Below are 12908 nucleotides of genomic sequence, written 5' to 3' on the forward strand. Positions count from 1 at the left end.
ATCGCGGAGTCCGGCGCCCCCGGCTACGCGCCGTGCGCGCGCAGCTGCATCTGCCTGCCGGAGCGGTCGGTGGCGAAGATGCGGCGCGCGTGCAGCGCGACCGGGCTGGTCGACCACGGCGCCAGCGCCGTGGTGAACATGAGCTCGCACCAGGAGAGCGCGGGCACCTCGCCCGCGGCGAGCGTGGCGATCAGCGAGAGCTCGGTGTCCTGCTCCTGCCAGGCGGCGATCAGCCAGGCCGCGTCGAGCCTGCCGAGGAACTCGATGGCGTCCTCCGGGGGGCCGTGCGGGGTGTCCACCGCGAGGTGGACCACCGCGGCGATCGCATGCCGCATCTTGGCGTCGAGCCCGACCGCGTCGTGCAGCAGCAGCGCCTCCAGCGCGGCGCGCAGCTCGACGCTCTCGTCGATGGGGTCGAAGGAGTCCGGACGGTCGGCGGTGGCGTGGTACATGGTGGCAAGCCTTTCCTCAGGGGCCGTATGGAGTTGTCGGTGCACGAGCCTGGCGGTGGAGCCGGGGTCGGCGGCATCGTCGAGCGCCGCGGGTTCGCAGTCGCCGATGAGGTCGTCGAGGATTCCGGCGCGCCAGTTCAGCCGCCCGTAGGCGTGGCACCAGTCGAGTGCGGGATTGTCGTCGGTGACGATCAGATCCAGCGCCAGCCCGGCCAGCGAGGCCGCGCAGGCCAGTGCGGTCGCGTCGATGTCGGAGTCGATGACGCAGAGGTGCAGGGTGGCCTCGTCCAGCCCGGCGTCGGTGCGGGCCCGGCCGGCCAGCCAGACCGCGCGGGACGCCGCGGCGGTCGCCGCGGCGAGCCGGTCACCGCGCGGGTGGTCCGGATCGTCGGCCGCGAACGGCCCGTACCACAGCGCGTTCCCCTCCTCGCCGCACACCGCGAAGGTGCCGGAGCTGCCGTCTCCGGCGGCGGCCAGCGAAATATGCGGTACGGACTCGAAACCCTGCACCATTCCGGCTCACTTCCCCGCGGTCCACGATTCCGGTCCGGTTCGGTACGAACCACTGGATCCCTGCTCCGGAATACGTCTCGCCCATTCGAGCTGAATTGTCTCGGAGTCAGGTCTACCGAGGCGGACAGGCAGATGTCCACGAATCGCCGTTGTTCCGGCAAACCCCTTGTTGTACATACACCCGGCAGTGACACACCGGATTCCGCTGAACCGCAGGCGGAATCGATCGTGGTCGGGCAAAATCTCGGCATCCGCTCCGAAGCAGGCATTGCGAACCACGCGATCCCGCCGCACGGGTCGGACACACCACCGGCGGACCGTTTCAGCTAACTTCTAGTTAATCGAATTCGCCCGTTTGCCGGTCGATCTCAGCGCACCCGCATCCCGAGGTAGTACTGCACGAAGCCCGGGTACGGCCCCGCGTCCAGCCGGAAGGTCTGCACCGCGATGTGCTGCGGCACCCCGGTGCGCGGGTCGCGCAGGTACATGGCGAGCCGCTCGCGCCCGTACGAGGCGCCGCCGCGCTCCCACAGCCTGCGGAACTCCGGGAACTCGGCCAGTTCGGCGAGAAAACCGACCGCCCATTCCGATTCGGCGTAGCGGCCGATCGCGGCGCGCAGCGACTGCACCGCGAGCATGGCCTCGTCCTCCCACTCCAGCACCACCCGCGCGGCCACCGGATCGGCGAAGAACCAGCGCAGCACATTGCCTGCCGCCTCCAGCCCGGGGAACGCGCCGCGGTAGGCATCGTTGCAGGCCAGGACATTCCAGCGAATGTCGAGGTAGGCCGCGAGGTTGGGCTCCTGCATGGCGAGCGTGCGGTGCATGTCCCTGGTGATGGCGGCCCGCAGGGTCTCCGGCTCGGGCAGCTCGGCGTGGTCGAGCCCGGCCAGCTCGAGCAGGTGCCTGCGCTCGTCGTCGCCGAGCACCTCGATCCGGTCCAGGTACGCGATCAGCGCCGCGAGCACCGGGCGGGTGGGGCGGTCCCGGTCGCCGTTCTCCAGGTGGGTGATGTAGCTGGCGCTCACGCCTGCCGCGAAGGCGAGCTTCTCCCTGGAGATCCGGCGGCTGTCCCGCAACTCCCGGAGCAACCCCCCGAGCGTCGGCAGCCGCAGCTGCCCCTCCGCACCCGACCCGGGTGTCTTGCGTGCCACAGCAACCCCGCTCCCGATTCGCCATCCGACGCAGCACCGTAGTTGACCACACGCGGCCCGGCTTTCCGGTGGCAAACCGAAGGCGCGCGACGGTGCGAGACATTTCCCACAGCGCGTGCCATATCGGCGGCCCACCCCGTCGAGCACGCTGAGCCGATATTAAACGACGAATTACCGGGGAAATGACCAGCGCCGGTCGCCCCGGCGAAGTGGGGACTTTCGGCCCTGCCGATCGACCCTGCGCGGACGAGCCCGCGCTCAGCTGCTCCGGAAGCCGAGGAAGAAGCGGATCCAGCCCGGGTGCACGCCGGAGTCGACCTCGTAGACCTGGAACTCCAGCAGGCAGGTGGCGCCCGCGGCGGCATCGTGGAAGCGCAGCTTCGGGAGGTCGCCCCCGTAGGAGATGGCGCCGGTGCTCCAGAGCCTGCGGAACTCCGGGTAGCGGCTCAGCTCGGCGAGCAGCCCGCCCGCCCACGCGGCCTCGCCCGGCCTGCCGATCCGGCCGCGCAGGTTCGCGACGCTGAGCGCGGTGACCCGCTCCCAGTCCGGCAGGGCGCGGCGCGCGGCCGGGTCGCCGAACATCCAGTGCAGCATGTTCCCGCCCTCGGCGAGGCCGGGGAACATCGCCGCGGCCACCCGGTTCACCGCGAGCAGGTTCCAGCGCGCGTCGAAGAAGCCCGCCGGGTTGGGGTCGTGCAGGCTCAGCCCGCGCCGCATGGCCGGGCCGATGCCCGCGCGCAGCTCATCGACGGTCGGCACCTCGGTGACGGCGAGCCCGGCCAGCTCGAACAGGTGCCTGCGGTCGTCGGCGGGCAGCCGGACCACCCGGTCCAGGTAGCGGAGCAGCGCGTCGACCACCGAGCGGGTGGGGTGCTCGCGCTCGCCGCTCTCCAGGTGCGCGATGTAGCTGGCGCTCACCCCGGCGGCGAAGGCGAGTTTCTCGCGGGAGACGCCGCGATCGTCGCGAATCCGGCGCAGCGTGCCCCCGAAGGTCGGGGGCACCACGTCGAGGCGGTCGCGAGCTTCCAGCACACCATCCGGCACGGCACACCACTCCCTGCGCTGTCGTACACCGCGAACCGGCGGAGCTCATCGACGCGTCGGCCGCGGTGTGTGGGCCGATCCTGTGTTGCCCCATGCTCAGCGATCCGGGCGGAAACAGCGCGCGGAGCCACGAAACTTTATCGATTCTTTACCTAAGGTCCCGTCGCCGGCTGTGTAAACAAATGTAAAGCGCCCGAGAACCGGCTGTTTCCGAACCATCACAGCGGCGCCGGCCAGGCCCGTTCGGCCAGGTGATCCGCGGCCTCCGTGACCGGGGTGTTGCTGCCGCCTCACAGCTCACCCCGGACCGAAGCGGGTTGTGAGACAACCGTTTTGACCTGCGACGATGCCTCCTTACCCTCGGGTGGTGGCCGATACGCGAGAAACGCAGGATCCGGGTGACGCGCTGCTCCGGCTCGGGCGCTACTTCCGGCGCGACGAGACCTCGGACGATCTGCGCAGCGTGCACCGGGTGGGCGGGCGCTCGGCCGACGAGTTCTACCGGGACCGCTGGTCGCACGACAAGGTGGTGCGCTCGACGCACGGCGTGAACTGCACCGGCTCCTGCTCCTGGAAGATCTACGTCAAGGACGGCGTGATCACCTGGGAGTCGCAGCAGACCGACTACCCGTCGGTCGGCGCGGACAAGCCGGAGTACGAGCCGCGCGGCTGCCCGCGCGGCGCCTCCTTCTCCTGGTACACCTACTCCCCCGCCCGGGTGCGCTACCCCTACGTGCGCGGGGTGCTGCTCGAGCTGTACCGGGAGGCGAAGGAGCGGCTCAAGGATCCCGTGCTTGCCTGGGCCGACATCGTCGAGGACCCGGCGAAGGCGAAGCGGTACAAGGCGGCGCGCGGCAAGGGCGGCTTCGTCCGGGCCGAGTGGTGGGAGGCGGCCGAAATCGCCGCCGCGGCGCACGTGCACACGGTCAAGGAGTACGGGCCGGACCGGGTCGCCGGGTTCTCCCCGATCCCGGCCATGTCCATGGTCAGCCATGCCGCGGGCGCCAGGTTCATCTCGCTGCTCGGCGGCTCCATGCTCTCCTTCTACGACTGGTACGCGGACCTGCCGGTGGCATCGCCGCAGGTCTTCGGCGACCAGACCGACGTGCCGGAGTCGGCGGACTGGTTCGACGCGAGCTACCTGATCATGTGGGGCTCGAACGTCCCGGTGACCAGGACCCCGGACGCGCACTACATGACCGAGGCCCGCTACCGCGGCCAGAAGGTCATCGTGGTCTCGCCGGACTACGCCGACAACACCAAGTTCGCCGACGAGTGGGTGCCCGCGCGGCCGGGCACCGACGCGGCGCTGGCGATGGCGATGGGCCACGTGATCCTGCGCGAGTTCTTCACCGAGCGGCGCACCGAGCGGTTCCACGACTACGTCACCCGCTACACCGACCTGCCGTACCTGGTCTGCCTGGACGGCGAGCTGCCCGGCAAGTTCCTCACCGCCGCCGACCTGGGCGAATCCGGTGAAGGGGCCGCGCACAAGCCGGTCCTGCTGGACGAGGGCGGCGAACCGGTGGTGCCGAACGGCGCGCTCGGCCACCGCTTCAACGCCGCCGACGCCGGCCGCTGGAACCTCGATCTGGGCGATACGCGCCCGCTGCTCACCCTGCTCGGCGGCGAGCCCGCGACCGTGCGGCTTCCCCGCTTCGACGCCGACTCGCCCGAGGTGCTGCTGCGCGGGGTGCCGACCCGCGAGGTCGCCGGGAAACGGGTCACCACCGTCTTCGACCTGCTGCTCGCGCAGTACGGGGTCGGCCGCGACGGGCTGCCCGGTACCTGGCCCACCGGCTACGACGATGCCGAACAGCCCTACACCCCGGCCTGGCAGGAGCGGATCACCGGCGTCCCGGCGGTGCAGGCGCAGCGGATCGCGCGCGAGTTCGCCGACAATGCCGAGAAATCCGGCGGCCGCTCGATGATCCTCATGGGCGCGGGCACCAACCACTGGTTCCACTCCGACCAGATCTACCGCTCGTTCTTCACCCTGACCCTGCTCACCGGCTGCCAGGGCGTGAACGGCGGCGGCTGGGCGCACTACGTCGGGCAGGAGAAGTGCCGCCCGGTGACCGGCTGGTCGACGCTGGCCTTCGGGCTGGACTGGCAGCGCCCGCCGCGGCAGATGCAGGGCACCGTCTTCTGGTACCTGAGCAACGACCAGTGGCGCTACGACCCCTTCACCGCCGAGACCTTCGCCTCTCCGCTCGCCACCGGCCGCTTCGCCGGGCGCACCGCCGCCGACAACATCGCATTGGCGACCCGCCTCGGCTGGATGCCCAGCTACCCCACCTTCGACCGCAATCCGCTCGACCTCGCCGACCAAGCCGCCGAAGCAGGCAAGCCCGCCGCCGAATACATCGTGGACGAGCTGAAATCGAACGCTCTTCGCTTCGCCTGCGAGGACCCGGACGCCCCGGAGAACTTCCCGCGCTGCCTCACGGTCTGGCGGGCCAACCTGCTCGGCTCCTCCGGCAAGGGCAACGAGTACTTCCACCGGCACCTGCTCGGCTCCGACTCCAACCTGCAGACCGACGACACCCCCGGCGTGCGGCCGCAGGAGCTGGTCTGGCGCGACGAGGCCGCCACCGGCAAGCTCGACCTGCTGCTCTCGCTCGACTTCCGGATGACGAGCACCACGCTCTTCAGCGATATCGTGCTGCCCGCCGCCACCTGGTACGAGAAGCACGACCTCTCCTCCACCGACATGCACCCCTTCGTGCACGCCTTCTCCCCGGCCATCTCGCCGCCGTGGGAGGCGAAGACCGATTTCGACGCGTTCCACCGGATCGCCCGCGGCTTCTCCTGGCTCGCGGAGAAGCATCTCGGGGTGCGCAGGGACATCGTCGCGGTTCCGCTGCAGCACGACTCCCCGGACGCGCTGGCCCAGGCGGGCGGGAAGGTGCTGGACTGGCGGGCCGGCGAGTGCGAGCCGATCCCCGGCCGCACCATGCCCAAGCTGGTCGAGGTCGAGCGCGACTACCCGCGGCTGGCGGAGAAGATGGCGGCGCTCGGGCCGCTGGTCGAGACGCTCGGCGTCACCACCAAGGGCGTCACCACCTACCCCGAACCGGAGGTGCGCTACCTGGCCGGCACCAACGGCACCGTCGTCTCCGGGGTCGCGCAGGGCAGGCCCTCGCTGGCCAAGGACACGCACGCCGCCGAGGCGATCCTCGCGCTCTCCGGCACCACCAACGGTCGGCTGGCGGTGGAGGGGTTCGAGGCACTGGAGCGGCGCACCGGCACCGAACTCGCCGACCTGGCCCGCGAGCACGAGGGCAAGCGGATCACCTTCGCCGACACCCAGGCCCGCCCGGTCCCGGTGATCACCTCGCCGGAGTGGTCGGGCAGCGAGACCGGCGGCCGCCGCTACTCCCCGTTCACCATCAATGTCGAGCGGCTCAAGCCCTGGCACACGCTCACCGGCAGGCAGCACTTCTACCTCGACCACGACTGGATGATCGAGCTGGGCGAGCAGCTCCCGGTGTTCCGGCCGCCGCTGGACATGTCCGCGCTCTTCGCCGAGCCCGGCATCGGCAGCGTCACCGAGCGCGGCGTCACCGTGCGCTACCTGACCCCGCACTCCAAGTGGTCCATCCACTCCGCCTACCAGGACAACCTGCACATGCTGACGCTGAGCCGGGGCGGGCAGTCGATCTGGATGTCGGAGCGCGACGCCGCCAAGATCGGGGTGGCGGACAACGACTGGATCGAGGCGGTGAACCGCAACGGCGTCGTGGTCGCCCGCGCGATCGTGAGCCACCGGATGCCGGAGGGCACCGTCTTCATGTACCACGCGCAGGACCGCGCGGTGGACGTGCCGCGCATCGAGGGCACCGGCGCCGCCGACTTCAAGGGCAAGGGCAAGCGCGGCGGCATCCACAACGCGCTCACCCGGATCATGATCAAACCCTCGCACCTGATCGGCGGGTACGCGCAGCAGTCGTTCGCGCTGAACTACCACGGCCCGACCGGGAATCAGCGCGACGAGGTCACCACCATCCGCCGCCGCTCGCAGAAAGTCGAGTACTGATATGCGTGTCATGGCCCAGCTCGCCATGGTGATGAACCTGGACAAGTGCATCGGCTGCCACACCTGCAGCGTCACCTGCAAGCAGGCGTGGACCAACCGGGGCGGCACCGAGTACGTCTGGTTCAACAATGTGGAGACCCGCCCCGGCCAGGGGTACCCGCGGCAGTACCAGGACCAGGAGCGGTGGAAGGGCGGCTGGACGCTCACCAAGCGCGGCAAGCTCACGCTGAAATCCGGGTCGCGGTTCAAGCGGTTGCTGAACATCTTCGCCAACCCGGAGCTACCAACCGTCGCGGACTACTACGAGCCGTGGAGCTACGACTACGACAACCTGCTCTCCTCCCCGCCGACCGACACCGTTCCGGTGGCCAGGCCGAAATCGCTGATCACCGGCGAGGACACCCAGGTCACCTGGGGGGCGAACTGGGACGACGACCTCGGCTCCGGGCCGGAGCAGGTGGGCCGCGACCCGCTGCTCGGCAAGCTCTCCGAGCAGGTCAAGCTGGAGTTCGAGCAGACCTTCATGTTCTACCTGCCGCGCATCTGCGAGCACTGCCTGAACCCGTCCTGCGCGGCCGCCTGCCCCTCCGGCGCCATCTACAAGCGCGCCGAGGACGGCATCGTGCTGGTCGACCAGGACAAGTGCCGCGGCTGGCGGCAGTGCGTCACCGGCTGCCCGTACAAGAAGATCTACTTCAACCACAAGACCGGCAAGGCCGAGAAGTGCACGTTCTGCTACCCGCGGGTGGAGGTCGGCATCCCGACGGTCTGCTCGGAGACCTGCGTCGGGCGGCTGCGCTACATCGGCGTCATGCTCTACGACGCGGACAAGGTGGCCGAGGCGGCGTCGGTGACGGAGGTCGCCGACCTCTACCCGTCGCAGCTCGGGGTGTTCCTGAACCCGCACGACCCGCGCGTGATCGCCGAGGCGGAGCGCGCCGGGATCTCGCCGGAATGGATTCAGGCGGCGCAGGATTCGCCGGTCTACAAGCTCATCGTCGACTACCAGATCGCGCTGCCGCTGCATCCGGAGTACCGGACCATGCCGATGGTCTGGTATGTGCCGCCGCTCTCCCCCGTGGTCGACGTGCTGAGCGAGACCGGGCACGACGGCGAGGACGCGGGCAATCTCTTCGGCGCCATCGACGCGCTGCGCATTCCGGTGGAGTACCTGGCCGAGCTCTTCACCGCCGGTGAGATCGGGCCGGTGCGGGCGGCGTTGCAGCGGCTCGCCGGGATGCGGGCGTTCATGCGCTCGGTGAATCTGGGTCAGGAGCCGGATCTCACTATCGCGCCGTCGATCCGGCTGGAGCCGGAGGAGATCGAGGCCATGTACCGGCTGCTCGCCATCGCCAAGTACGAGCACAGGTATGTGATCCCGAACGGCGCGGGATCCGAAGCGCACCAGCTGGATTCGCTCGCCACGGGGTGCAGTCTGGATACCGACGGCGGGCCGGGGATGACGGCGCTGGATCAGATGGTCGAGAAGTTCCATCTGACGGATGCGAATTCGGCTGCGCCGGAGGGGAAGTCGGGGCGGATCAACCTGCTCGATTGGGATGGGCAGAGCACGAAGGGGTTGGTGCCGGTGGGCGGTGACGGCGCACCCGACGGCGATGGCGTCCCGCGCGGCAACGGCGCCGCGCCGGCGGGTGGCAACGGCGCCACCCGATCCGGTCCCGCAGCGGCGGACGAGGCGGCCGTGCGATGAGCCTGCTCAAACTGCGCCACCGCCCGGAGCCCGCGGTCTCGCTACCCGAGCCGGACCGGCTGCTGGTCTGGCGGCTCGCCGCGCTGCTCCTCGACTACCCGGGGCGCGAGACGCTCGAGCTGCTCGACACCGTGTCGTCCGCTCTCCCGCGGCTCCCCGCGCCGATCGGCCCCGCGCTCGCCGGGTTCGTCGACTACCTGCGCGACACCGGCGAGATCGAACTGGCCGCGACCTACGTCGAAACCTTCGACCTGCGCAAACGCGCCAGCCTGCACCTGACCTTCTACGCCTACGGCGACACCCGTAAACGCGGCATGGCGCTGCTCCGCTTCAAACACGCCTACCAGCACGCCGGCGTCGAACTCGACGACCGCGAACTCCCCGACCACCTCCCGGTCCTGCTGGAATTCGCCGCCACCGTCGACCCCATCGGCGGCGAACGCCTGCTCGGCGAGCACCTCCCGGTGATCGAGCTGCTCCGCCTCTCGCTGTCCGACACCGGCTCCCCCTACGCCGCCGTCCTCGGCGCGGTGACCGCGACCCTGCCCCCGCTCACCACCGCCGACCGCCGCCGGATCGCCGAACTCGCCGCACAGGGCCCGCCGGACGAAGACGTCGGGTTGGAGCCGTTCGCCATGGACCCCAGCCTGTTCACCGAGGGAGAGGGCCGCCGATGAGCACCATCGTCTGGATGACGCTGCCGTACATCGCCTTCACCTCGTTCCTGCTCGGGCACGTGTGGCGATACCGCACCGACCAGTTCGGCTGGACCACCCGCTCCTCCCAGCTGCACGAGAGCCGGTTGTTGCGGCTCGGGTCGCCGCTGTTCCACTTCGGCATGCTCGGCGTCTTCGGCGGGCACGTGCTCGGCGTCCTCATCCCGCAGTCCTGGACCGACGCCATCGGCATCTCGCACCACACGTACCACGTGGTCGCCGTCGCCGCGGGCTCCGTCGCCGGTCTCGCCGTAATCACCGGCATCGGCATCCTGCTCTACCGCCGGTTCACGGTGGCCGCCGTGCGCCGCGCCACCACCCGCTCCGACAAGGTGATGTACTTCCTGCTCGCCGGCGCGCTGCTCACCGGTCTGCTCAACACCGTCGGCAGCAACCTGCTCTGGGGCACCTACAACTACCGCGAAACCGTCTCCCCCTGGTTCCGCAGCCTCTTCACCGTCGACCCACAGCCCGAATTGATGGTCGGCGTGCCGTGGACGTTCCAGGCGCACGGGTTGTTCGTCCTGGTTTTGGTGGCGATCTGGCCGTATACGCGGCTGGTGCACATGTTCAGCGCGCCGATCGGGTATCTGACGCGGCCGTACATCGTGTACCGGAGCAAGGAGACGAATGCCGCGGATACGCGGCGGTATGCTCGGGCATGGGAGTCGACGGCTCTGCCGCCACGCTGAGGTCTTCGGGGCAGCTTGGCGTATAGAATGGGGTACAGCAGCCCGACCAGCGAAGCAGGAGTTGACATGAGCAACAGCCCCGACGTCGAGCGGCGTGTGAAGTCGGTCGTCGCTGGCAATCGCATGGCCGGCCACGAAACGCCACCCCGTACCGTCAAGCGCATGCGAGATATCGCGGCGGGTAGGATCACAGCCGATGAAGCCGTCGCGGCAAGCATTGCCAAGCACCGTAGGCGTCGCCTGAAGGCATCCTGATCTGACGCTGGTGGGGGATCCATACGTCTACTCAGGAACGAACGTACTCCGTAATCTGCTCGATGAGCGGAGTCCTGTAGAAGCAGCCGGTCTAGAACTCGAACTGTCGTCGTTCCGTGCCACTGAACTGACCGTCAAGCCTATCTTCGGCGATTTCGATTTCGATCATCTATGTGCGATTCATAGGCATCTATTCCAGGATTTCTACGACTGGGCCGGTACGCTGCGGACGGTGCAGACCTCCAAAGGCATGCCCTTTTGTCTACCAGCCAATATTCAAGAACAGAGCCGCTTCGTCCACGCACGCTTGGCACGCGATGCGGACCTCCGAACCGCGAACCTCGATGTTTTCGCTGACCGGCTTGCCTTTCACTGGGGTGAGGTGAATGTCATCCACGCTTTTCGCGAGGGGAATACCCGCACTCAGCGAGCCTTCTTCGAGCAACTCGCGGCGAGCAACGGCTGGGTGATGAACTTCGACGCACTCGATTACCAATCATTCAAAGCGGCACGTCACCAAGCTTTCATTACCCACGCCCAGCTTGCCGAGGTGCTGCAACCGATATTGGAGCGACAAGAGAAATAGTTAGCGGCTCTCCGCGCGCAGGAAACGACCGGTGCGGACGGTCCCGAGGCGCTCGGCGGCAGCACCCTCTCCGAAGACGAACTCACCGTTCACCAGGACGGCGGTGATCGCGCGGTCGTTGCGGTTGACCATGCGGGAGAGCCCGTCGTAGGCGGGGATGGCTGCTTCGGCGTAGTCGTCCAGCGACGAATCCAATCCCTCGGGGTCGAGGACGACGAGGTCGGCGCGGTCGCCGAGGCGGAGGTGGCCGGCGTCGAGCCCGTACCAGTCGGCGAGTTCGCCGGTGAGGCGGTGTACCGCGTGCTCGATGGTCATGAACGGCTTCCGAGCCTGGTGGACGCGGCGGAGGAAGCGCAGACCGAAGTTGTAGAAGGCCATGTTGCGCAGGTGCGCTCCGGCGTCGGAGAAGCCGAGCTGGACGCCGGGGTCGACGGCGATGCGGTTCAGGACGTCTTCGCGGTGGTTGGAGATGGTGGTGCGCCAGCGCAGCTTGCGGCCGTGCTCGACCACCAGGTCCAGGTAGGCGTCGACCGGGTGCAAGCCGCCGCGGTCGACGCCGACCTGGCCGAAGGTCTTGCCGATCACCGAGTAATCGGGGCAGTCCACGATCTCGGCGTCGAAGAAGTCGCGGTGCCAGACGCGGGGGCCGAAGCTGCTGTCGTAGTCGGCGCGGAAGCGGCGGCGGTACTCCTCGTCCTGGAGCATGGCGCGTTGCTCCTCGATGCGGTCGGCGAGGTGCAGGGCGGCGGCGCCGGAGCCGAACTCCTCGAAGATGACCAGGTCGATGCCGTCGGCGTAGACCTCGAAGGGCACCGGGAGGTGCTGGAAGCGGAGGTTGCCGCCGAGGCCGTTGAAGAGCCGGGCGAGCAGCGGGAAGACGCGGATGATGAACGGGATGGCTTTCAGGTCCGCGGCGGCGAGCAGGCTCACCGGGAGCGGCTTGCGGAAGAGCCCGACGGTGCTCGCGGCCATGGTGACCAGGCTGTGTGGGCGCGCCACGTCGGGGCCGCCCTGCAGGGCGCGGCCGTAGCGGCGCAGCACGGAGTTCAGCCGGTGCCGTTCGCGGCTGCGCGCGTAGGTGGAGGGCAGGGTGCGGGAGCGGCAGGTGTCGCCGTCGAGCTTGTCGAATTCGAGCTGCTGCGAGGACATGCCGACGAAACCGGCTTCCAGCGCGGCGGTGAGCCGGTGCTCCATCTCGCCCAGCTCGGAGGCGCTGGGGCGGAACGAACGGTCGGTGGCGCGGTCGAGGCCGAGCACATCCGCCCTGATGTCGGAGTGGCCGATGAAGGCGGCGATGTTCGGGCCGAGCGGCAGCGCGTCCAGGTAGGCGGCGTACTCGTCGGCATCGCGCCACACCTGGTGCGTGCGGACGCCGTCGACGACGTGCTTGCGCGGAATGGCCTCGACCCGGGCGAAGAGATCGGCGGCGGTGGTGGCGTCCACGTGCACGGTGGAGAGCGAGCAGGAGCCGAGCAGCACGGTGGTGACGCCGTGCCGTACCGATTCGGCGAGCCCGGGCTGCTGCAGCACCTCGATGTCGTAGTGCGTGTGCACGTCGAGCATGCCGGGCAGCACCCAGCGGCCCTCGGCGTCGATCACCCGCTGGCAGCCGGTCTCGTCCAGCGGGACGGTGGAGACGGTCGCGACCCGGCCGTCCACGATGCCGAGGTGCCGCACGGCCGACGGCGCGCCGGTGCCGTCGAACCAGCGGCCGCCCTTGACGATGGTGTCGTACACGATGTCTCC

Annotated in this window: 10 protein-coding genes; 6 read left to right on the forward strand and 4 right to left on the reverse strand. The window is 69.2% G+C overall.

Features of this window, described 5'->3' with window-relative positions; all coding sequences use genetic code 11:
* Positions 1-23: 23 nt before the first annotated feature.
* The 3 genes from LTT61_RS12420 to LTT61_RS12430 all read right to left on the reverse strand — a co-directional run bounded on the left by LTT61_RS12420 (position 24) and on the right by LTT61_RS12430 (position 3163).
* Complete coding sequence (locus LTT61_RS12420; RefSeq protein ID WP_233020089.1) at positions 24-965, reverse strand: hypothetical protein; 942 nt, start codon at positions 963-965, stop codon at positions 24-26.
* 368 nt (positions 966-1333) lie between these two features.
* On the reverse strand, positions 1334-2119 hold the full coding sequence (locus LTT61_RS12425; protein WP_233020090.1) for a helix-turn-helix transcriptional regulator: 786 nt from the start codon (positions 2117-2119) through the stop codon (positions 1334-1336).
* 258 nt (positions 2120-2377) lie between these two features.
* The gene (locus LTT61_RS12430) at positions 2378-3163 is read right to left on the reverse strand and encodes a helix-turn-helix domain-containing protein (RefSeq protein ID WP_233020091.1); all 786 of its coding nucleotides are present in this window, start codon (positions 3161-3163) and stop codon (positions 2378-2380) included.
* A gap of 346 nt (positions 3164-3509) precedes the next feature.
* Here LTT61_RS12430 and LTT61_RS12435 point away from each other — a divergent pair, with 346 nt between their 5' ends.
* The 6 genes from LTT61_RS12435 to LTT61_RS12460 all read left to right on the forward strand — a co-directional run bounded on the left by LTT61_RS12435 (position 3510) and on the right by LTT61_RS12460 (position 11162).
* Positions 3510-7202, forward strand: a complete 3693-nt coding sequence (locus tag LTT61_RS12435; protein WP_420094775.1) for a nitrate reductase subunit alpha — start codon at positions 3510-3512, stop codon at positions 7200-7202.
* 10 nt (positions 7203-7212) lie between these two features.
* Positions 7213-8913, forward strand: a complete 1701-nt coding sequence (gene narH / locus LTT61_RS12440) for a nitrate reductase subunit beta (RefSeq protein WP_233020977.1) — start codon at positions 7213-7215, stop codon at positions 8911-8913.
* Positions 8910-9590 carry a nitrate reductase molybdenum cofactor assembly chaperone gene (gene narJ, locus LTT61_RS12445; protein WP_233020093.1) on the forward strand — a complete coding sequence of 227 codons (681 nt, stop codon included), beginning with the start codon at positions 8910-8912 and terminating at the stop codon, positions 9588-9590. The genes narH and narJ overlap by 4 nt, the downstream gene beginning before the upstream one ends.
* The gene (gene narI / locus LTT61_RS12450) at positions 9587-10321 is read left to right on the forward strand and encodes a respiratory nitrate reductase subunit gamma (protein WP_233020094.1); all 735 of its coding nucleotides are present in this window, start codon (positions 9587-9589) and stop codon (positions 10319-10321) included. Before narJ ends, narI begins: the two co-directional genes overlap by 4 nt.
* A gap of 66 nt (positions 10322-10387) precedes the next feature.
* Positions 10388-10576 carry an antitoxin VbhA family protein gene (locus tag LTT61_RS12455; RefSeq protein WP_233020095.1) on the forward strand — a complete coding sequence of 63 codons (189 nt, stop codon included), beginning with the start codon at positions 10388-10390 and terminating at the stop codon, positions 10574-10576.
* 10 nt (positions 10577-10586) lie between these two features.
* Positions 10587-11162: a Fic/DOC family protein gene (locus LTT61_RS12460; protein ID WP_233020096.1), complete on the forward strand. Its 576-nt coding sequence runs from the start codon at positions 10587-10589 to the stop codon at positions 11160-11162.
* Here LTT61_RS12460 and LTT61_RS12465 read toward each other — a convergent pair whose 3' ends face one another.
* On the reverse strand, positions 11163-12902 hold the full coding sequence (locus tag LTT61_RS12465) for an N-acyl-D-amino-acid deacylase family protein (RefSeq protein WP_233020978.1): 1740 nt from the start codon (positions 12900-12902) through the stop codon (positions 11163-11165). It lies immediately after the preceding gene.
* Between the last annotated feature and the right edge of the window lie 6 nt (positions 12903-12908).

This window comes from Nocardia asteroides (assembly GCF_021183625.1).
GTDB classification, from domain to species: Bacteria; Actinomycetota; Actinomycetes; order Mycobacteriales; family Mycobacteriaceae; genus Nocardia; species Nocardia asteroides_A.

What these genes read in the sequence shown, in the direction of transcription:
- LTT61_RS12420 (WP_233020089.1), bottom strand. Translation starts at nt 965, where the DNA reads ATGGTGCAGGGTTTCGAGTCCGTACCGCATATTTCGCTGGCCGCCGCC.
- LTT61_RS12435 (WP_420094775.1), top strand. Translation starts at nt 3,510, where the DNA reads ATGCCTCCTTACCCTCGGGTGGTGGCCGATACGCGAGAAACGCAGGAT.
- narH (WP_233020977.1), top strand. Translation starts at nt 7,213, where the DNA reads ATGGCCCAGCTCGCCATGGTGATGAACCTGGACAAGTGCATCGGCTGC.
- narJ (WP_233020093.1), top strand. Translation starts at nt 8,910, where the DNA reads ATGAGCCTGCTCAAACTGCGCCACCGCCCGGAGCCCGCGGTCTCGCTA.
- narI (WP_233020094.1), top strand. Translation starts at nt 9,587, where the DNA reads ATGAGCACCATCGTCTGGATGACGCTGCCGTACATCGCCTTCACCTCG.
- LTT61_RS12455 (WP_233020095.1), top strand. Translation starts at nt 10,388, where the DNA reads ATGAGCAACAGCCCCGACGTCGAGCGGCGTGTGAAGTCGGTCGTCGCT.